Annotated in this window: 22 protein-coding genes and 2 tRNA genes; 3 read left to right on the top strand and 21 right to left on the bottom strand. The window is 41.6% G+C overall.

All coding sequences use genetic code 11. The features are described from left to right. On the top strand, positions 1–205 hold a 205-nt coding region (locus ADA55_RS30895; protein WP_226990562.1), incomplete at its 5' end, for a hypothetical protein. A gap of 174 nt (positions 206–379) precedes the next feature. On the opposite strand, the gene lysS is transcribed toward ADA55_RS30895, so the two are convergent. The 16 genes from lysS to spoIIE all read right to left on the bottom strand — a co-directional run bounded on the left by lysS (position 380) and on the right by spoIIE (position 17,574). Next, positions 380–1,879, bottom strand: a complete 1,500-nt coding sequence (lysS, locus tag ADA55_RS27550; RefSeq protein ID WP_176702905.1) for a lysine--tRNA ligase — start codon at positions 1,877–1,879, stop codon at positions 380–382. A gap of 186 nt (positions 1,880–2,065) precedes the next feature. Further along, positions 2,066–3,064 (bottom strand): tRNA dihydrouridine synthase DusB, encoded by a 999-nt coding sequence (gene dusB, locus ADA55_RS27545; protein WP_048690049.1) that lies wholly within the window; start codon positions 3,062–3,064, stop codon positions 2,066–2,068. Positions 3,065–3,088: 24 nt separating this feature from the next. Then, a complete protein-coding gene (locus tag ADA55_RS27540) occupies positions 3,089–3,301 on the bottom strand; it encodes a helix-turn-helix domain-containing protein (RefSeq protein ID WP_034316283.1) in 213 nt (70 codons plus the stop codon). Next, positions 3,253–3,780 carry a 2-amino-4-hydroxy-6-hydroxymethyldihydropteridine diphosphokinase gene (gene folK / locus ADA55_RS27535; RefSeq protein WP_048690045.1) on the bottom strand — a complete coding sequence of 176 codons (528 nt, stop codon included), beginning with the start codon at positions 3,778–3,780 and terminating at the stop codon, positions 3,253–3,255. Before folK ends, ADA55_RS27540 begins: the two co-directional genes overlap by 49 nt. A gap of 2 nt (positions 3,781–3,782) precedes the next feature. Next, positions 3,783–4,142, bottom strand: a complete 360-nt coding sequence (gene folB / locus ADA55_RS27530; protein WP_048690042.1) for a dihydroneopterin aldolase — start codon at positions 4,140–4,142, stop codon at positions 3,783–3,785. Position 4,143: 1 nt separating this feature from the next. Then, on the bottom strand, positions 4,144–4,980 hold the full coding sequence (folP, locus tag ADA55_RS27525; RefSeq protein WP_048690039.1) for a dihydropteroate synthase: 837 nt from the start codon (positions 4,978–4,980) through the stop codon (positions 4,144–4,146). A 163-nt stretch (positions 4,981–5,143) separates the two neighbouring features. After that, positions 5,144–6,070, bottom strand: a complete 927-nt coding sequence (gene cysK, locus ADA55_RS27520) for a cysteine synthase A (protein ID WP_048690037.1) — start codon at positions 6,068–6,070, stop codon at positions 5,144–5,146. Positions 6,071–6,200: 130 nt separating this feature from the next. Further along, positions 6,201–7,097, bottom strand: a complete 897-nt coding sequence (locus ADA55_RS27515) for a peptidyl-prolyl cis-trans isomerase (RefSeq protein WP_048690035.1) — start codon at positions 7,095–7,097, stop codon at positions 6,201–6,203. An 18-nt stretch (positions 7,098–7,115) separates the two neighbouring features. Next, complete coding sequence (gene hslO, locus ADA55_RS27510; protein WP_034316295.1) at positions 7,116–7,997, bottom strand: Hsp33 family molecular chaperone HslO; 882 nt, start codon at positions 7,995–7,997, stop codon at positions 7,116–7,118. Positions 7,998–8,023: 26 nt separating this feature from the next. Then, positions 8,024–8,803 carry a type III pantothenate kinase gene (locus tag ADA55_RS27505; protein ID WP_048690032.1) on the bottom strand — a complete coding sequence of 260 codons (780 nt, stop codon included), beginning with the start codon at positions 8,801–8,803 and terminating at the stop codon, positions 8,024–8,026. 166 nt (positions 8,804–8,969) lie between these two features. After that, entirely contained in the window at positions 8,970–11,030 is a 2,061-nt protein-coding gene (ftsH, locus tag ADA55_RS27500) for an ATP-dependent zinc metalloprotease FtsH (RefSeq protein ID WP_081088801.1), read from the bottom strand. 117 nt (positions 11,031–11,147) lie between these two features. After that, entirely contained in the window at positions 11,148–11,687 is a 540-nt protein-coding gene (gene hpt / locus ADA55_RS27495) for a hypoxanthine phosphoribosyltransferase (protein ID WP_048690059.1), read from the bottom strand. A gap of 31 nt (positions 11,688–11,718) precedes the next feature. After that, positions 11,719–13,113, bottom strand: coding sequence for a tRNA lysidine(34) synthetase TilS (tilS, locus tag ADA55_RS27490; RefSeq protein ID WP_048690031.1), 1,395 nt, complete (start codon positions 13,111–13,113; stop codon positions 11,719–11,721). A gap of 93 nt (positions 13,114–13,206) precedes the next feature. Next, entirely contained in the window at positions 13,207–14,202 is a 996-nt protein-coding gene (locus ADA55_RS27485) for a protein kinase domain-containing protein (RefSeq protein WP_048690056.1), read from the bottom strand. Continuing rightward, positions 14,171–14,908, bottom strand: coding sequence for a VWA domain-containing protein (locus ADA55_RS27480; RefSeq protein WP_034316300.1), 738 nt, complete (start codon positions 14,906–14,908; stop codon positions 14,171–14,173). The genes ADA55_RS27485 and ADA55_RS27480 overlap by 32 nt, the downstream gene beginning before the upstream one ends. Positions 14,909–15,099: 191 nt before the next feature. After that, positions 15,100–17,574 (bottom strand): stage II sporulation protein E, encoded by a 2,475-nt coding sequence (gene spoIIE, locus ADA55_RS27475; RefSeq protein ID WP_048690029.1) that lies wholly within the window; start codon positions 17,572–17,574, stop codon positions 15,100–15,102. A 327-nt stretch (positions 17,575–17,901) separates the two neighbouring features. On the opposite strand from spoIIE, the gene ADA55_RS27470 reads away from it, so the two are divergent. Both ADA55_RS27470 and ADA55_RS27465 read left to right on the top strand, forming a co-directional pair. Next, a tRNA-Met gene (locus tag ADA55_RS27470) sits at positions 17,902–17,975 on the top strand. Between the two features lie 20 nt (positions 17,976–17,995). Then, positions 17,996–18,067, top strand: a tRNA-Glu gene (locus tag ADA55_RS27465). Between the two features lie 165 nt (positions 18,068–18,232). Here the strand turns inward: ADA55_RS27465 and ADA55_RS27460 are convergent. The 5 genes from ADA55_RS27460 to ADA55_RS27440 all read right to left on the bottom strand — a co-directional run bounded on the left by ADA55_RS27460 (position 18,233) and on the right by ADA55_RS27440 (position 20,447). Beyond that, the gene (locus ADA55_RS27460; RefSeq protein WP_034316303.1) at positions 18,233–18,688 is read right to left on the bottom strand and encodes a S1 domain-containing RNA-binding protein; all 456 of its coding nucleotides are present in this window, start codon (positions 18,686–18,688) and stop codon (positions 18,233–18,235) included. 81 nt (positions 18,689–18,769) lie between these two features. Continuing rightward, positions 18,770–19,156: an FtsB family cell division protein gene (locus ADA55_RS27455; protein WP_034316305.1), complete on the bottom strand. Its 387-nt coding sequence runs from the start codon at positions 19,154–19,156 to the stop codon at positions 18,770–18,772. Positions 19,157–19,169: 13 nt separating this feature from the next. After that, positions 19,170–19,802 carry a spore cortex biosynthesis protein YabQ gene (gene yabQ / locus ADA55_RS27450; RefSeq protein ID WP_048690026.1) on the bottom strand — a complete coding sequence of 211 codons (633 nt, stop codon included), beginning with the start codon at positions 19,800–19,802 and terminating at the stop codon, positions 19,170–19,172. Next, positions 19,799–20,107 carry a sporulation protein YabP gene (gene yabP / locus ADA55_RS27445; protein WP_034316308.1) on the bottom strand — a complete coding sequence of 103 codons (309 nt, stop codon included), beginning with the start codon at positions 20,105–20,107 and terminating at the stop codon, positions 19,799–19,801. The genes yabQ and yabP overlap by 4 nt, the downstream gene beginning before the upstream one ends. A gap of 76 nt (positions 20,108–20,183) precedes the next feature. Next, positions 20,184–20,447, bottom strand: coding sequence for an RNA-binding S4 domain-containing protein (locus tag ADA55_RS27440; RefSeq protein ID WP_034316386.1), 264 nt, complete (start codon positions 20,445–20,447; stop codon positions 20,184–20,186). Positions 20,448–20,458 lie beyond the last annotated feature (11 nt).

The raw sequence follows: 20,458 nt of genomic DNA, 5'->3' as shown, positions 1-20,458 counted from the left end.
CTTAAAATTTAACGTTGGCGCTTTGTTTTGTTCAGTTTTCAAAGAGCAATGTCTTTCGGAACAGCTTACTTATAATAACATTCCCTTTACTCTGAGTCAACAACTTTTTAAAAACTTTTTAAAGTTTGTAATCTGTTTGCAACTCGTTCGTAACGACAGATATAAATATAACACCATTACGTTAACTGTGCAATACCTTTTATAAAGTTTTTTGAGATAATGTTGTTTTTCTTTCAAACCCTAGAATTCGTACTATATAAAAGATATGAAATTATAATTAAAAAACAAAAACCGAATTGGACTTACCAGGATCAGAGGTTGCCCCCAATGATCCCAGCCATCCGAATTCGGCATGCAATCAAAACTCATTTTACTTATATTAGCGATGTCTCATTAAAGGGAATAGCAGGACGTCACGTATGGAAGGAGAATTGGTCAATAGCATAACCAAACGGTCAACGCCAATTCCGAGTCCGCCAGTAGGCGGCATTCCGTACTCTAACGCCTCCAGGAAATCTTCATCCATTTCATGAGCTTCATCATTACCTTGCTCTCGTTCTTTTAATTGAGCTTCAAAGCGTTGACGTTGATCAATCGGGTCATTAAGTTCAGTGAACGCATTTGCATGCTCCCTACCTACAATGAATAACTCAAAACGATCTGTGAAACGGGAATCTTCCGGATTTTTCTTTGCTAAAGGAGAGATTTCCACTGGATGTCCATAGATGAATGTAGGTTGAATTAACTTATCTTCCACCTTTTGTTCAAAGAATTCATTTACGATATGGCCAAATTCCATGGATTCCTTAATTTCAATCCCATTTTCTTTAGCAAGCTGCTGGGCTTCTTCTTTACTCATTTCATTCCAGAAGTCCACACCGGTATATTCTTTTACAGCGTCAACCATGTGAAGTCGTTTCCATTCCGGTTTTAACTCTATCTCATACTCCCCATACTGGATGGTAGTCGTGCCCAGAACTTCCTGAGCAATATGGGCAATCAGGTTTTCCGTTAAACTCATGATATCTTGGTAATCCGCATAAGCCTCGTATAATTCAATCAATGTGAATTCAGGGTTGTGTCTTGTGGATACCCCTTCATTTCTGAAAACCCGGCCAATTTCATAAACTTTCTCCAATCCGCCAACGATCAAGCGTTTCAGATGAAGTTCAATGGCAATCCTTAAATTCAAAGGCATATCCAAAGCATTATGGTGAGTAAGGAATGGGCGTGCAGCTGCTCCACCAGCAACAGAGTGCAATAGCGGCGTCTCCACTTCAAGGTACCCATGATCATCCAAATACCTTCTCATGGCTTGTACAATGCGACTGCGCATGATCAACGTATTTTTGCTTTCCTCATTTGTAATTAAATCGACATAACGTTTCCGGTAACGTTCTTCAACATCCTTTAGGCCATGAAATTTATCAGGCAACGGGCGAAGCGCTTTAGCAAGGAAAACATATTCTTTAGCTTTAATGGAAAGTTCCCCGACTTTAGTTTTGAAAATAACGCCAGTTACTCCTACGATGTCGCCAAGATCCGTTTGATTGAAAATTTGGTAAGAATCTTCACCTATGTTATCTAAACGGACGTAGATTTGGATTTGACCGCTAATATCCTGGATATGGGCAAATCCCGCTTTCCCTTTTCCTCGCTTCGTCATGACACGGCCAGCGATCGTAACTTCAATTTCTTTTTCTTCAAGATCTTCCTTTTCTAATTCACCATAAGCACTGATTATCTCTTGAGTGTTATGTGTGCGCTCGAATCTGCTCCCGAAAGGGTCTTGTCCATTATCCATCATAGCCTGCATTTTATCGCGCCTTACCTGCAGTTGGTCATTCAATTCTTCATGACTCACGAAAATCATCTCCATCTTTATTAATAAATGCTTTATATAATTAATCAGAAATTCTTTTGCATACATATTTATTCTTACATAAAGTTAAGGAATTCAACAGCTTTTTATCATAAAACATTGTTTATGTACATATAAAAACTGCCAGGATTACTGGCAGTTAAGATAAGCGTATTATAGGAAAATAGGAAGGTGATGTCAAATTCAGACCATTTGGATATTTTGTTGCTTCGCTTCCACTTCATCAACAAGTCCATAGAGAAGCTTCACAACATCTTCCCTTGTTTCACAATCATTAATTCCTTTGCGAGCCGTAGCATTCCCTTTAACACCCTTCAAATACCAAGAAGCATGCTTACGCATTTCACGAACGGCGACATTTTCATTTTTCAACGCAATCAGACGATCCATATGAAGCACGCAAACATCCATCTTTTCACGAACTGAAGGCTCATCCATCAGTTGACCGGTTTCAAGATATTTTACAGTCCGGTAAATCATCCATGGGTTACCTAAAGCTGCACGGCCGATCATGACTCCATCAACACCCGTTTCCTTGAGCATTCTTTCCGCATCCTGTGGAGTTTCCACATCACCGTTACCGATAAGGGGAATATTAATCGATTTCTTCACTTCACGGATGATGTCCCAGTTAGCTTTTCCTTCATACATTTGAACACGTGTTCTGCCATGCATGGAAACAGCTTTACCACCTGCGCGTTCAACAGCCTGAGCATTTTGAATCGCAAAAACGTGTTCATCATCCCAGCCTATGCGCATTTTTACCGTTACCGGCTTTTCAACAGCATCAACCACCGCTGAAACCATCTCATAAATTTTGTTTGGATCGAGAAGCCACTTCGCACCCGCATCACATTTAGTGATTTTAGGGACAGGACAGCCCATGTTGATATCGATGATGTCAGCAGTTGTATTTTTATCTACAAATTGCGCAGCTTCAACCAAAGATTTCTTCTCACCGCCAAAGATTTGCAAACTTAACGGCTTTTCTCTTTCATCTATATAAAGCATATTCATCGTTCTAGCATTTTTAAGAACGATTCCCTTGTCACTGACCATCTCCGCACAAACAAGACCAGCTCCAAATTCCTTGACAGTCAAGCGGAATGCCGAGTTACAGACTCCCGCCATCGGTGCCAGCACTACCTGGTTCTTCATTTCTATATCGCCTATTCTTAACACCTTGTGACCCCCTATAACATTCTTTCATTTATCCTCAGGTGGCTGAAGCTCCTCAATGGAAATATGAAGAATTTCCGCCACTTCCAGTAAAAATGCTTCTGAAGGGTTACGGTTCCCTCGTTCAACTTCTCCCAGCAAGGAAACGGAAACACCTATCTCCCTCGCAAACCCTTCCTGGGTATAACCCTTTAACTTTCGAAAAGCGCGAATACGCCTTCCCCATTTTTCACCTTCCATAATCGAACTCCTTCTTTATCCGAAATCTGTTCAAGCAGGTCGCTCAAAGGTGCATGCATTTGCGGAAGTGATATATTTGGGTCCACTTCCATTAAAGGCACGATAACAAAAGCCCTCTCGTGCATACGAGGGTGCGGGACTGAAAGAATCTCTGTCTCAATATTTTCATGATTATATAACAAAATGTCAAGGTCTAAAGTACGAGGACCCCACCTAATTTCCCTTTTTCTCCCTAAATCCTGTTCAATTTTCATACAAGCGTGAAGTAATTGTTCGGCTTCTAAATCGGTTTTCACTTTAAGGACAGCATTTAAAAAACAGTCCTGGTCTTCATATCCTATCGGGTCCGTTTCATATAATGAGGAGCATGACACCAATTTGATATGCGGGCTTTCAGACAATAATTGGAAAGCCTTTCTGAATGTTTCAAGGCGATCACCTAAGTTCGACCCTATTGAAAGGTAAGCAATATTTCTCACAATCAGCGTCCCCTTACAATCTCTATAGCAACCGAATCATAGTGACCTGCTATTGGAGGATCTGGTTTATAAACCTTGACGGTGCATGTATCGATGGAAGAATATTTATTAAGCAGTTCAGAGGCGATTTTTTCAGCGACAGCTTCCACTAACTTAAAAGGTTCTCCCTCAACAACATTTTTACACACTTCATATAACTCGCCATAGTTGATTGAGTCTTCAAGGTTGTCACTCTTCCCTGCCTTGGCTAAATCAGTCTGGACGATTAAATCCACTTTAAATCGCTGACCAAGCTTCGTTTCTTCCGGAAAAACTCCATGATAACCGTAAAACTCCATTTTATTCACATATATCTTATCCATATCATTCACCTTTTCCTAATAGAGCATCCATCATCTTTGCAGTCCGTGCCATTTCCTTCACATCATGTACGCGAACCATTTGACAGCCTTGTTGAATGCCATGACAGATAGTGGCGGCCGTTCCTTCCATTCGCTCACCAGGCGGCAGGTCCAGAACATGTCCAATCATGGACTTTCTTGATGTGGCTAACAGAACTGGATAACCTAACGATACCAGCTTATCAAGATTCCTCATCATTTCTAAATTTAACTTTAAATCTTTCGCAAAGCCAATTCCTGGATCGAGTATGATGTTTTCATCCTTGACACCTGCATCCTTCACCAACATGATGCTTTCGAATAAATCTTGAAGTACATCCCGAACAAAATGTCCGTATTCCATATTACCCCTGTTATGCATCAAGATGATCGGCACCTTATATTCCGCAGCAACCTTCGACATCAAGGAGTCGGCTTTACCTCCCCAAATGTCATTTAATATATGGGCTCCTGCTTTTACCGCCACTTCCGCCACTCTTGATTTATACGTATCGACCGATATTGGAACCTCAATATTACGGGATATGGCCTCTATAATCGGGGCGACTCTCTCTATCTCCTCTTCCTCCGATATCCTCTCATAATTAGGTCGGGTGGACTCTCCGCCTACATCCAATATATCCGCTCCATCGTTGACCATCCGTTCGGCATGCTTCAAAGCAGCATCTATCCGATTATATTTCCCGCCATCCGAAAAGGAGTCCGGGGTAACATTCAAAATCCCCATAATTAAGGTTTTATTGCTGTAATCCAAATCAAATGAACCGCATTTTATTTTTGACGCTCCAGCTAATGACATCCAACGTTCTCCTTCACTTAAAGAAATCTATATATACGAGTTTACCCATTTACACAGGCATAGTGCAAGCTCCATGAAGATTCGGAACATCTCTGCAGACATTACTGCAAAAAGAAAAGCAAAGCCCCTAAGGAACCTCGCTTCTCATTTTTAGCGTCTTGTCTTACTCAAAGTTATATAATGGCGTACTTAAGTAGCGTTCACCATTACTTGGTATGATGGCAAGTACCTTTTTGCCTTTTCCCAGTTTGTCAGCCACTTTAATGGCAGCTGCGATTGCACCTCCAGAAGAAATTCCGCCAAGGATTCCTTCTTCTTTTGCTGCGCGGCGTGCATAATCAAAAGATTCCTCTGTATTGACTTGAATGATTTCGTCATAGAGATCTGTATTCAATATACTTGGAATGAAGCCTGCTCCGATTCCTTGGATTTTATGAGGTCCTGGCGTCCCGCCCGATAATACTGGGGAATCCGCAGGTTCAACAGCGTAAATTTTAATGTCAGGGAATTTCTGACGCAGGACTTCACCGGCACCTGTAATGGTTCCGCCAGTACCGATTCCGGCAACGAATGCATCCAGTCCTTCATCTCCAAAGGCTTCAACGATTTCAGGGCCAGTAGTGTTCCGATGTACTTCAGGGTTGGCTTCGTTTTCGAATTGCTGTGGAATGAAGTAACCTTTTTCTTTAGAAAGCTCAGTCGCCTTTGCGATTGCACCCTTCATTCCTTCAGGCCCAGGAGTAAGAACTAATTCTGCGCCATAAGCGCGAAGCAAGTTACGGCGTTCCAAGCTCATCGTCTCCGGCATAACCAGAATTGATTTATAGCCCTTTGCCGCAGCTACCATCGCCAGGCCTATTCCAGTATTTCCGCTTGTAGGTTCAATGATCGTATCACCTGGCTTAAGGGTACCATTTTTTTCTGCCGCTTCGATCATCGCAAGGGCGATACGGTCTTTTACACTGCTGCCTGGGTTAAAATACTCAAGTTTCAAATAAATATCTGCACTGTTTTCATTTTGAAGCTTGTTTAACTTAACAATAGGTGTTTGTCCAATTAAATCGATTACAGAATTAGCTATACGTGCCATTTTCTCCACTCCCTTATCATTTCAATACCGAGTATGTTTATTGGTTTTATAATTTTAAAGTTACCAGTTTTAATAGTTCATTGTCAATGATTATATACTATATTCTAAATTTTCTCACACAACCATTGACCTACTTTTCTTCCTTCAATCCATAAAACCATTCTACATCAAATTCGTCCCAGAAAATTTTCCCTGAGACCGGTGCCTGAATCTGTTCAAGAGCTATTTGGCGGTGAATCTTGTCTTTAACTTCTTCATATTCATATTGCTTGCCCTCTATTCTTTCATGCAGGTAGAGAACGGCCCAGCCATCCTCCGTTTGGATTGCATCACTCCACTTTTTCACCTTCAATTTCTCGGCAGCGGTAATGTATTCCTTGGATACTTGCTCGTTATCCTGTGATATATAACCCATGTCGCCCCCTTGATTGGCAGTAAATTCATCAAGGGACTTTTCCATCGCCAAGACATCAAAGGAGACACCTTTCTCCAGTTCACGTATGACTTGGTCTGCCTGCTTTTTTGTAGACGTGGTAATATGGGAAATATGGAAAGCAGTAGGGATTCTATAGATATCCTTATTATTATCATAATAATTCCGCATTGCCGTTTTGGAAACCGAAACGTCCTTGGTGAGGAGCTTCTCGAGGAGGAGACTCGACTGAATTTCCTGCCTCAATTGATCGTTACTTTTATTAAGGTTCTGACCGGCAGTCCCATACATCGTTTTCATCATTTTAAGTTCCCGATCTAGCTCTTCATCCGAAATTTTCACTTTGTATTTTTCAGCTGCCTGTTTCACTACCTCTTTATCGACCATTTCCTCAAGTACATCTTCCCCATATCTTTTTTCGAGCTCATTCATCCATGCGTCCCGGGAAATATCCTTCGACCCGACCTTCGCGGCCGTTTCTTCCCCAATGACGGTTTTTGAAATGATTAGTGGTTTTATGACAAAGATAATGATAGTCAATAGGTTCAACAAGGCAAGGCCAGCAATAATTGCCCGAAGCTTGTGTTTTGGCAAACCCTTATCCCCCGTACATTATTTTTTGGTTTCCGCTTCCAGTTCCTCAAGTTGTTCCTTAGAGAATTGGTAGGTCTGATTACAAAAATGACAATGCGCCTCCGCTTGTCCGTCTGTCTCAATAATATCCCGAATCTCAGCCTGCCCCAGGCTGATCAATGCATTCGCAATTCTTTCCCTTGAACATTGACAGGAGAACTGGACATCCACTTTTTCTAATATATTCACATTGCCCTCACCTAAAATTTCGGTTAGGATTTCTTCAGGAGTCATGCCGTTTTGAATCATCTTGGAAACTGGAGTAATCGTGCTTAGTCTTTTTTCGATTTTGGAAATCGTATCATCGGATGTACCCGGCATCAACTGAATGATAAATCCACCCGCTGCAAGGATTGAATTATCCGGATTCACCAGGACCCCAACCCCCACTGAAGAAGGCACCTGTTCGGAAGTAACAAAGTAATAAGTGAAATCTTCACCCAGTTCTCCCGATACAAGCGGTACTTGCCCTGAAAAGTAATCACGAAGACCAATATCTTTCACAACAGTCAACAATCCATCGGTACCCACCGCTTTCCTGACATCCAGCTTACCTTGCTCATTCAAATCAAAGTGGGTTTGCGGATGAGTGACATATCCGCGGACTTCTCCCTTTGCATTGCTGTCGACCAGGATGGATCCAATCGGACCACCGCCCTCGATTTTAATCGTCAGCTTTTCTTCACCTTTTAACATTCCACCCATCATAACGCCTGCCGTCATAGCCCGTCCAAGGGCAGCCGAAGCAGTAGGCCATGTATAATGGCGTCGCTGAGCTTCTCCTACGGTGTCTGTTGTTGAAACAGCATATGCACGAACCTGTCCTTCATAACCTAACGCCTTTATTAGATAATCCTTCATTTATATTGCTCCTTTCATGCTTTGTGTTACTTCTTCACTTGCTCACGATTACGTTTATAAATCAGCTGCAACCCCTTCAAGGTCAAAAATGGCTCCACAACGTCAATAACAGTAGACTCGTTAGCAATTAAGGTAGCCAGTCCGCCTGTCGCTATTACCGTTGGTTCTAGATTACTTTGCGCTTTAATTCGATTAACGATTCCTTCTACCTGCCCAACATACCCATACAAAATACCAGCCTGCATGGCGGACACCGTGTTTTTCCCAATAATTCCTTCCGGCCGGCTGATTTCTATTCTCGGAAGTTTGGCTGCCTTTGAATAAAGTGCCTCAGTAGAAATATTTATACCCGGGGCAATGGCTCCGCCCATGTATTGTTTATCCTCATTTATGTAGCAATATGTCGTTGCCGTACCAAAATCCACGATAATGAGAGGGCTTCCATATTCCTGAATGCCAGCAACAGCATTAACGATTCGGTCCGCTCCCACCTCACGGGGATTTTCGTATTTAATATTCAATCCAGTTTTTATTCCAGGTCCAACTATAAGCGGTTTAATTCCAAAGTATTTTTTGCACATGCGTTCAAGTGCAAACATAATTGGCGGAACTACCGAAGAAATAATGATTCCATCAAATTGATCAAACGTAAGACTTTCATGCTGCAACAAAGACTTTATGATCATTCCATACTCATCTTCTGTCTTATGACGGTTAGTCTCAATTCGCCAATGATATTTTAAAATATCTTCATCGTATACGCCTAATACGGTATTCGTATTCCCAACATCCAATACAAAAATCATCGTTTCATCACTCCGGTAAATTATTCTCCAACATCATACCACACTGTTATTTCCCACGCTATTAGTCGCACTTTTCGAAAGGTATCCCAGGAACTATATCATAATTAATTTAAGAGTTAAGAAAAGGGTATTTCCGAGGCGGAAATACCCTTTTGAATTTAGTCGATTAAGACTTTTTATTGTCGTCTTCGTTCGGGAAGGAAAGCGGCTGATCTTGAGGTGCACCTTCTTTGATTGGAGGAGTATTCAATCCTTCCTCCGTTATTTCAAGGTCCTCAGGTCCTCTCTTATCCAATGGATCCAATAGGGCCTCTTTTTCTTCCTTCTTCTTATTGATGTTCACCTTGACATTCTCATCAGTGGTTAAATTCCCATTCAGGGCCGTATAATCCCGATCTGGCAATTTACCATTATGGAATAAACCTTTGATTTGTTCCGCATCAAGTGTTTCCACTTCAAGCAGGGTTTTTGCAACCAAATCAAGTTTTTCACGATTTTCAGTAAGGATCTTCTTACATCTTTCGTATGCTTCCTTGATGATACGTTGAATTTCAAGATCGATTTCATATGCTATTGCATCTGAATAGTTTTGATCATTGTTGAAATCGCGGCCTAGGAAGACCTGACCTTGAGAATTACCGAATTGAAGCGGTCCGAGCTTACTCATTCCATATTCCATAACCATGCTACGAGCTATGCCCGTTGCACGCTGGAAGTCGTTATGCGCACCGGTACTCACTTCTCCGAATGTAACTTCTTCGGCTACACGGCCACCCAATAGTCCTACGATTTTATCTTTTAGCTCAGGTTCCGTCATGAAGAAACGATCTTCTTTCGGCAGCATAACTGCATAACCGCCAGCTTGACCACGAGGGACAATCGTAACTTTATGAACGACTTCGGCATCATCCAGAACCAGCCCAATAATGGTATGGCCCGCTTCATGCCACGCTACGATATTTCTTTCCTTTTTGGAAATGACACGGTTTTTCTTGGCAGGTCCGGCGATAACGCGATCCGAAGCTTCATCCAAATCGGACATATCGATCTTCTTCTTATCTTGACGGGCAGCAACAAGAGCCGCTTCATTCAGTAAGTTTTCAAGATCTGCACCAGAAAATCCTGGAGTACGCTGAGCGATCGCTTTCAAATCGACTGTTTCTGCTAATGGTTTATTGCGTGCATGCACTTTCAGCACTTCTTCACGGCCCTTAACATCAGGGCGGCCTACCGTTATTTGACGGTCAAAACGTCCCGGACGCAATAATGCCGGATCCAATACATCAGCACGGTTAGTCGCAGCGATGATTATGATTCCTTCATTACCACCGAAACCATCCATTTCCACCAGTAATTGGTTCAATGTCTGTTCACGTTCATCGTGACCGCCACCTAGACCTGCGCCACGTTGACGACCGACTGCATCAATTTCATCGATGAAGATGATACATGGTGCATTCTTCTTAGCATTTTCAAACAAATCACGAACACGGGATGCACCGACACCCACAAACATTTCAACAAAATCAGAACCACTGATTGAGAAGAAAGGAGTTCCGGCTTCACCAGCTACTGCTCGTGCAAGTAAAGTTTTACCTGTACCAGGAGGCCCTACTAAAAGTACCCCTTTAGGAATACGGGCTCCAAGCTCGGCATATTTGCGAGGGTCTTTCAAGAATTCAACGACCTCGACAAGTTCCTGCTTTTCTTCGTCCGCCCCGGCAACATCATTGAAGCGAACTTTTTTCTTATCATCATTATACAATTTCGCCTTACTTTTCCCGAAGTTCATGACGCGGCCACCACCGCCGCCCTGAGCTTGGTTAAGTAAAAAGAAGAAGAGGATAAAAATGATTACAAATGGAATGATGGAAGTGAAAAATGTCACCCAGCCACTTGTTTTTTCTGGAGGTTCCACAGTGATGATGTCCTTATCCAACTTGGTTACGGCATCATTTATCCGACTTTGCGAATATTCACTGAAAGGCACGTACGTCACAAAGAATTTGTTTTCCTCATAACCTTTGAGCTTTCCTGTGATTTCAAATACACTGCTTTCGGGCTGCATCGTAAGTGCAGTAACGTCCCCATTCTCCAAATGCTTATAGAATTCATCTTGGGTCATTTTCTCCGTTGGTTCATTGTTATTATTAAAAATGCTTACAATCCCAATGATGACCAAAAAGATCAGTAAATAAAATATGGTATTACGGAAGATCCGATTCATCCCTTACCTCCTCCCACGGGTAAACAAACTATAGTAAATACTATCATACAAAATTAATGAATTACAATAATTTAACACCGCTGTTTTTATCTGGTCTTCCCTTTCAAACAGGTACGATTAATTCGAGTAAATTTCAGGCTTCAATATGCCGATATACGGGAGATTACGATACTTTTCCGCAAAATCAAGACCATATCCGACAACAAATGCATCCGGAACGATGAACCCGGCATAGTCCGGAGTGATATCCGCTTTCCTGCCTGTTGGTTTATCCAATAAAGTAACGATTTTAATTGATTTTGCTTTTCGATAACGGAAAAGTTCCGCAAGATAGCTAAGAGTCAAACCGCTGTCGATAATATCTTCGATGATTAAAATATCCCGGCCTTCAACCGATGTATCAAGATCCTTGATGATTTTCACTTCACCGGAAGATACAGTGGAGTTACCATAGCTCGAAACATCCATAAAGTCCATTTCAAGATGTGTATCCACACGTTTTAGTAAATCTGACATAAATGGCATGGCGCCTTTCAGCACTCCGATGGCCAACGGGAACTTACCTTGGTAATCAGCTTCAAGCTGCGCGCCCAATTCCCTTATTTTCAATTGAAGTTCTTCCTCTGTTATTAAAACTTTTTCAATGTCGTTTTGCATGGTCATTGTAATTATTGCCCCCCATGAAGAATTAAGCTTTTTTATATTCTAAGTAAATTAAAGATTTTTCATCAGAAATTATATCCGGCTCAACATTCGACTTCTTTAAACCAGGCAGCCAAATCGCCGTACCCGTTTGATCGATGATGACCGGCCACACATTTCTTTCTAGCATCGGGATCTTTTCATTAATAAAAATATCCTTTAACTTTTTAGTTCCACCTAATCCCTTGACGGCCATCCGTTCGCCTTCATTCCTGGTTCGGACTGTAAGCGGAAACTGAACAGCTGATTCGGGAAGAATAAAAGAATGATTTCCCCTAAGTACCGGAATTTCTTCTTTTATATAGTGCGCTTTAATCTTATATCCATTCGGAAGAATAGTCTCACCGGGAATTTGTAATTTAAGGGAATATTCACGGCTTTTTTGCCGGAAAAATCTAAACGTGCAAGTTTGATATGATTTTTCCGCAATAAGGCCCTCCGGAAGATGCAATTCTGCAGATGGTTGAGGATTCAAAAACAAAACTAAAAGTTGGTCAATATGTAATGCCGAAAGCGATGAAGGTCTCTCCAAATAAAGATAGTTTAATATTAGTTGAATCGCCCTTCTTTGTAAAGGTTTAGGCATCGCGAGAACCTTATCAATCTGAATAACCGCTTGATCTTTATCCTGCTGGATCCAAACCTCGGACATTTTGCTTGAAACCAGGTTCAAAAAAAACTCTTCATCTTCATATAGCTCTTCACTGAATCGTTGAAAATGCTCATGAACCTTTCTATTTTCTTTCTTTAAAAACGGAAGAACTTCATGTCTAAAACGATTTCTTGCATAGACACCCGTTTCATTGCTCGGATCAAACCTTGGTTCAATATCATGGAGGCCTGCATATTCGATTATTTGGCTTTTCGTGATTTCAAGAAAAGGCCTGATCAGATTCCCTGTATGAAAACGTCTCTTTATGGGAATACCCGCTCTTGCCTTGCCTGTCGCCCCTCTTGTTAAACGCATGAGCATCGTTTCTATTTGATCATCTCCATGATGCCCCAGGACAAGCGTGGAGGCTTGATGCTTATCCATGACTTCCTCATAGAAAGCAAAACGCAGCTTTCTTGACGTTATTTGTGAACTTTCCCCCGTCTGCTCCATCCGGGCAGGAACATCGATCCTTTTTCCCTCAAATGTAATGCCCCACCGTTCACAAATATGCTCGACATATTTATAATCCCCATAGGATTCTTCACCACGAAACATATGGTCAACACTTGCTACGATCATCTCGTAATGAAAAAGAGGCTGAATTTCCTTAAGGATATGGAGAAGCACCAGCGAGTCCGGTCCTCCGGAAACGCCTATTAGCAACTTCGAGTTTTCCTTAATCAATTCGTTTCTATAAATGGTGCTCAGAACTTTTTCCTTTAACATACAATCTTCCTTCTTTATGGACAGGCATTAGTTTTATACGATTCAATCATGAAATGGTTTCAACCATTTCATGGCATTCACCTAATAACTATATCATAACAACTGTTCATATATGTAAAGAACATAGAGCATCGATATGATGGCAACCAACAAAAACGTTTCAAAAAAACCGCCGCTTTTCTTTTTTGGTTGGTTTTGGGACCTTCTTGCTTGTCTTGTTGAAGGTTGCGCGGTTTGCTGCTGACCCGTCGCTGTCTGGTTCGGGCCCTTTTTCTTCGAATGATTTTGCTTACTTAGCACAGTGACCAGATCCTCCCGCATTTGGACGGCTGAATCATACTGCCCGCGGAGCGCCTTATCCAACATCTTCCTGTATGGATGCAATTCCTTTTTCTGCTTAATCAAGTCGTTAAGCTGTTTATACCCCTCCCCTTTCTTCTGGAAACGTCCGGGATAGGCAGAATTGATTATAATCATCGCCACAGCGAACAAGTCATATTGCGGATCGGCCTTTCTTGATCCAAGTCCCCAGTACCCCCTGTCAAAGAACTCGGTGAATTCTTTAACAGACCGCCCGATCAAGGTGGTTCCGCCAACATCCACGCACCGAACCTTATAGGCTGGTGATGTCACGATCAAGTTCTCGGGTTTCAAATCACCGAACACCCAGCCATTGGAGTGCAAGGCAGACAAGCTTGTTAAAAGCTGAAGCATCAAGACTCCAATCCATGACGACCCTTTCTTATCGATGAAACGCAAAAAATCGTGTCCATGGATATATTCCATGACATAAAAAGGGAGCTGCTTTCCTGTTTTCATGAAATCATCCGCTTCCAAAAAGGAAGGTCCAAGGGTAGACCCCTGGACCTTTGAAAAGGATTTTAGGATATTCATCTCCGAAATAATGGACGTCCCATTATCACTGAGCTTTAAAGCATAATGACGATTTCCGCTTTCAACCAAATAAACGATCCCGTTCGCTCCACACCCCAATTCCTTAATTATTTTGTACTGGTTTTTATTCCATTTTCCAGTGACCAAACTGCCAGGCAGAAGTTTACATTGATTCCTCAAAGTATTGTTCATCATCATGTGATAACAATCCCCTCAATGAACGTTTTTTGTTGAAATGAGTTAAAGCTTCACGAATGGCTGGACCTGTCGGAGTGAGTCCCCCTGTACTAAGCTTAGGAAAAGTTGCCGTCAAGGCTTCGAGGTTCGGGGTCCAATCCAGCAACTTTTCAACGTCATTTCTTTTCCCAGGAAATACGAATACGGAAAAACGGCTGTCACCCATCCTTGCATTCATACTAAGGGAAAGATCTAATAAGGAATCTTTTACTGTAGGCAGTTTATGTTTCATGCTTGCACTGGTGTCAACAAGAATCAGTACTTCGAGCTTGCTTGTTTCCCCAAGCTCATCGACCACCTCCATCACTTCTCCCCGTTTATCCGGCGGAAGATCCTCCATCGTTTTTGAATCTCCGAGTATTTGTTGAAGTTCACGATTGATGACTCCCTGTATCGTTTGAGTCATCGCCTTTTGTGTCACCATCTGGACGGTTTGGGACAACTGCTGCGAATAGACTACTTGACTTACGCCACCTCCTGAACCAGCAATCTTCTCGATTTCCTTAAGTCCTTTTTCATCTATCACATCATTTTCCATTACACCTATGACATTGATGGTTATGCCTTGCTCCCTTGCTAATTCAGCCATGGCAGACGGCTCCTCACCATGATTTGAACATCCGTCGGTTATAAGCAAAATCTGTCTTAATGTTCCTGCTTTCATGTTTTGCTCTCCCTTCCTATCAATTTGTTACCATAATTGACTAAAAAAGGGTAATTTATACGCAATAGACATTACATCAAGTCATATCATGGAGCGGAATGATTGAAAAGAGTTCATCCCATTACCTTTTATCCTTCTTCCATTTACACCACCTCATTTTGGGTTTTATTTATTTTATATATAAACGGCCTTTACTGGGCCTTTTTGCGTTTTGGGGAAACGGGAATGGATGCCCATTTCGGTGTGTTATGCTTAATTTTCGATGTCACCACTGTCATGTCATCATCTATGATGCCTTTTGTTCGGATGACCTCTTCCAATATTAAATCAGAGATTTCCTGCGGATCGTCAGTTTCCATTTCCTTGATTTTTCGTTTTAGCCAGAACTCGATATTTTCGACATGTGAGGGGCCATCGAACACTCCATCGCTCATCATGATTAATATATCCCCTGCCTTCAGCTCTTCTGATACTACATCAACATCGAAATCCTGGATGATCCCCATAGGGAGGTTACTTGATTCAATTTTTATTATCCTATCCCCCCTTTTAATGAAACTCGGTATCGAACAGATTTTTAAAAACTTAGCCCTTGCGTCCTGAAGATCAATCATTGCCAAATCAAGAGTCGAAAATATTTCATCGGTAGTGCGTAGAGATAATACGGAGTTTACGGATTTAATGGCTATTTTTTCTTCTATTCCCGATTGTAAAAATTTTTGTAGCAGCTTCAATGTTTCTGTACTTTCAAAATGGGCCCTTTCCCCATTTCCCATTCCATCACTAATGGCTATTGCGAATTTGCCGCAGCCAATTTCCATGGTCGTAAAACTATCTCCTGATACAAGCCCTCCCCCCTTGGCAGCATGAGCCACACCCGTTTCGACCGTGAATTTTTTTGCTGACCTAAATATCACCTCACATTGCCCGCTTGGATACGTTGCACACTCTTCTGAATGAACGACTATCGTTTCACCTAAAATGTCAGAAAGCATAGGTGCAATCAACTTTTCACATTCCCCTCTGCCCTGGCAGTATGGGACACTCATCTCTATATCAACATTTCCTTGTTCTAGACTGTATATTTCCACATGGCCTATGTGCAGGCCAAAATCCTGGATGGCTTCCAAAATGGATTCTTCATGTACATGATGATTCTTCCTTTCCCTTTGAATTTCTTTTGCAAAATCATCCATTACTGCCGAAACGCCCCGCAGTTGATCCGCCACTAGCTTCCGACTCTCCTTCACCTGCCTTTTTAATTTTTGGTTAGCTTCAAAATAAGTAAGCTCCTGTGATATCGCCCCGATCACCTGAGGCCCGCGACTGCAATATTTCCCCCATTCTTTCGAAGTTTTTTGGGGGAGCTGACCATTATTTTCACTTAATTGAAGCATAATTTCCTGCATGCCGTCATAGGTTGTATTAAAGTTCTTGGACCAGCATTGTTCCTTTTTAAAACAAAGCTGGCACGTCTTTTCCGTTACATTACTTAAGAAGTAGTCGAATTCTTTCTCATCTTCCTCCAATCTTCCCCTTTCATCCACTTGGGAAAAGCTATTAGAGAGCGCCTCAAATACATGTGAGAATTGCTCCACCCTTTGAGCGGTGACATCCCTCACTTTTCGGGCATACTGCTGCTGTTCATCAGAATTCTCGACTGTTCCCGGTATATGTTTCGCTATTTTGTTGATGATGGATGACGGTGTCAATATAAATAGGGCCACAGCTATAAGTGATTCATAAAGGGTCACCATAATATTATTGGTGCCCTCACCATATAAACCTATCAGTAATGTGGCAATCAAGAGGCCGCTCGCAACCCCTATCTTCCTTCCCTCCTTCAATAGTCCGCCCAGAAGCCCTGAAAATGCGAGAAGGCTCATCTGATATAGACTGGCAATACTTGCCAAGCTGAATATCAATCCAGTAACTACACCTACTGTGGAGCCTATGGCGGCCCCTCCCGCCAGCCCGAAGAGGAGGACCAGGTATCGCGAGAATATATGGTCGAGTGATAAATCGTATATCATCCAGCCGATGGTTCCGGTCATCACCGAAGCCAGCAAGATGATGATGCTGACAATTTCCTCCGTCTTTAATGATTGGGACTTTGTCCTAACGGTCAGCATCGGGATGGACTGTATGAAGATTAAAGTTAAAATCATCGCGAGTCCCGCCTCTACTCCTACCATCATCAAGTCGTACAGCTGAATCGTTCGAAATACCAGATATTGCTCGGCCAGGTTGACCAGGAATAGTGAAGCGAAGACGTACATCGACATCGTCTTGAATTGTCCTTCCACGGCGGGCTTCTTGATCTTATGAAATAACAGGAGCAGGAACGCCGATGCAAAGATGACTAAACTATTCGAATAGTGAACGGTCAGCCCACCTGCAATCAATCCGAATAATGCCAGTGGAGCCCTATCACGCCTCATGAGAAAAACGGCTGCGAAAAACGGAAGTCCAAATGGTGCCAGCTGCGAAAGAATTAAAGCCCTTCCTAATAAGAAACCGATGATTGCTAAAGAGATACCTTTTTTTATGAATATGTCTTCACTCTTCATTTGCAGTTGTTGGATCCAATTGATGGCCCCTGCCTTCGCTTCTTTTAACTGAACATCTCCTAGAGGTTCCATCATAGGTCTTTCCACTTTTTCCATTTCAACACCCCATTCGTATTAGTGATTTTTATTATAAAGAGGGCTTGTCTATTTTTTTGTCAGAATTTTATAAGCGGATAAGAAAAACGTTCGACGAAATTCTTGTTGAATAATCATTTGTATACAGGTTTTTGTGCCTTTTTTTCCAATACAGAAACAGGCGTTCTTTTTTTTTTGAAGAAAAGCAAAGTTTTTAGGTTATTTTTGCGGAAAATAACCCGAATAAATAATCAGGAAATGGAAACCGACAAACTTTAATATTTTTGTTGACATTTTTTCTTCACGAATGTAAGATATAACTTGTGCTTCAGTAGCACTTACCATCATGGCGGCGTAGCTCAGCTGGCTAGAGCGTACGGTTCATACCCGTGAGGTCGGGGGTTCGATCCCCTCTGCCGCTATCTTTTATCATGAAACATACGGCCCGTTGGTCAAGCGGTTAAGACACCGCCCTTTCACGGCGGTAACACGGGTTCGAATCCCGTACGGGTCATCAAATACCAAAAGCGCCTCTGCACACTTATATCAGTAAGTGTACAGAGGCGCTTTTTTTATGTCGTTGATAATAAAAGAAGACAAGCCGGCAAGCTTGCCTTTATCTACACTATGAATAATTTCACAGGAAAAGTTGCTAAACTATTATTTTTCAGCAGCAGTTTTATCCGCGTCTTCCTCCTCGACCTCCCCGTTTCGTTTCGGTGCTACGTTTTAGGGTCGTTAAGCGGTCTTCGCTATCTTTTAAGAATTTAGCCATTTTTTGCTCAAAGTTTTCTTTCGGTTGGAAACCATTACCTTTCGAGCGGAAGTCTTTGGAACGGCTGTCATTCCCTCTACCTTGGCGCGGACGTGGTGTGTATGCAGGTTTTTGTTCAACTTCAGGACGGTCTATCGCTTTTTTTATGGACAAGCCAATCTTGCCATCTTTAACGTTGATGACTTTCACCTCAACTGTATCGCCCACTTTTAAATGATCATTGATATCCTTGACATAGTTATCAGCCACTTCACTGATATGGACAAGACCCGTTGAACCTTGAGGTAGCTCTACAAATGCACCAAAATTAGTTATGCCTGTTACTTTACCTTGTAACTTGCTGCCTACTTCGATTGACATAAAAAAAATGTTCCTCCTTAGAAATGTTAAAAAAATATCTTCACCCTATATTATAACGAAAGTAAAAAAACAGTGTCAATATTAGTCACTATCTTCCTTCCCTTTTGGAAGGGTAAAAATGATTTCACCCTTTTCAGACAAGAAATAATCCCGTCTTGCTATTTTTGCTATATAATCGTCGTCATTAAGCTTTACGATTTCTTCCTTAAGAAGGGTCTCGTCTTTTTTCAATTCAGCTAACTTTCCCTTCAATTCTTGCTTTTGCTGAACTTTCTCATCCAGTGCAACATTTTGCGTTATGAGGGTGGAAACGGCAAAAATCAAAAAGACAGCGGCGAAAACTGAGTAAAGAGTTAATCTACGCATTAGACCACGCTTCTTTTTTTCTACGGTTTGTACTTTTTTCTCTTGTTGAGCGACGTAGGGATTTTCTATTTTTGCCACTTTCCTTTTACGCAGGCTACTCATTTTTTATCGCTCCTCATTTCTTTTTATTTTTCCATCCATTTAGCGTTCTAAATATAGAATTCTTTATTTTCAATAAAATCCCTTTTCCTTTATTATAAAACTTCCCGACGTTTTTCGTAACAAAAACCGGCAATAAATTCCATATATAAGTCAGAATCCATTTTAATGGTCTCCAGAATATATTCAAAATAAAGAGAAGTATTTTCCCCGCCCATTTCAATAAGGTCAAAACGAACTTACCTATCCCGATGATGATGGCTAATATGGATACTATTACCCACTTTATCGGTAGAAATATCAGCATGTGAACCGAATTTGCTATAAATCTCGCCAACTTTATCACAAGTATTATCAAAAACTCCAAAAAACGTTGATAGAATCCTTTGAAAAGTGCTTGATAAGCTGAAAAACCGCATAATAAGGCCAAAAATAAATAGAGGCGAAACTCTCCCTCATTCACTAAAAACAAAACATAAAAAATAAGGAGACCCTGAATGATCCAGAAAAGGAAGTCATGGATGAATACAATCCATCTTTTCCTTTCTGAACGATTCAGGAACCGGCTATACGTATCCAGGGCAGCTCCAAAGCCACTGCCCATGCCTATCATTGCAAGCAACGTATAAAATTGGATCGTTAAAGTCATTTGAACAACTTGCCAAAGAATCCTTTAGCTTTCTCCCCTGATTGCTCATCTAAATAAACAAGGTCGAAAATCTTTCCCTTAATGGAAACGATGCCTTTATCCACGTCCAAATTCTTCATTTGCAAGTTTTGGCCCCGGATAGATAAGAATCCCATTGACGTTTCGAGCAGAAACTCTTCATTATCAAAGCTTTCAACTTGTTTGACACCGGTAATATCAAGTAAACGGCGGCCTTTCATCGTTACATCATGCTCTTGGGTCGTTCCCTTTGTGTAACCAGCATTCGGATCAATATATTGGCTCATTTCATCATCCCTCACAGTACCACTGATTTTGTACAAGTGTATGTCCGTAAGAGTGGAATTAGAACCAAGCCTGTCCTTACTCCTCCGCTAGCTTTTCTTCCTTTACGATGGTATACATATCTGCAGCCGCTTCTTTTTTCGTCGTTTCTTGAATTTTATCGACACGTACCGTAACAAGCTTTTGACCGAATCTGACTGTCAGCTCATCGCCATCTTTCACATTAGAACTTGCTTTGGCCTGTTGTCCGTTAATCGTGATTCTCCCTTTATCCGCAACCTCTTTCGCAAGTGTGCGGCGCTTTATCAACCTTGAAACCTTTAGGAATTTATCCAATCTCATCGACATTCAAA

The organism is Bacillus sp. 220_BSPC (assembly GCF_001054655.1).
In the GTDB taxonomy this organism is placed as follows: domain Bacteria; phylum Bacillota; class Bacilli; order Bacillales; family DSM-1321; genus Peribacillus; species Peribacillus frigoritolerans.
The sequence above is the reverse complement of the archived record's forward strand: the minus strand, read 5'-3'. Positions and strand labels throughout refer to the sequence as shown.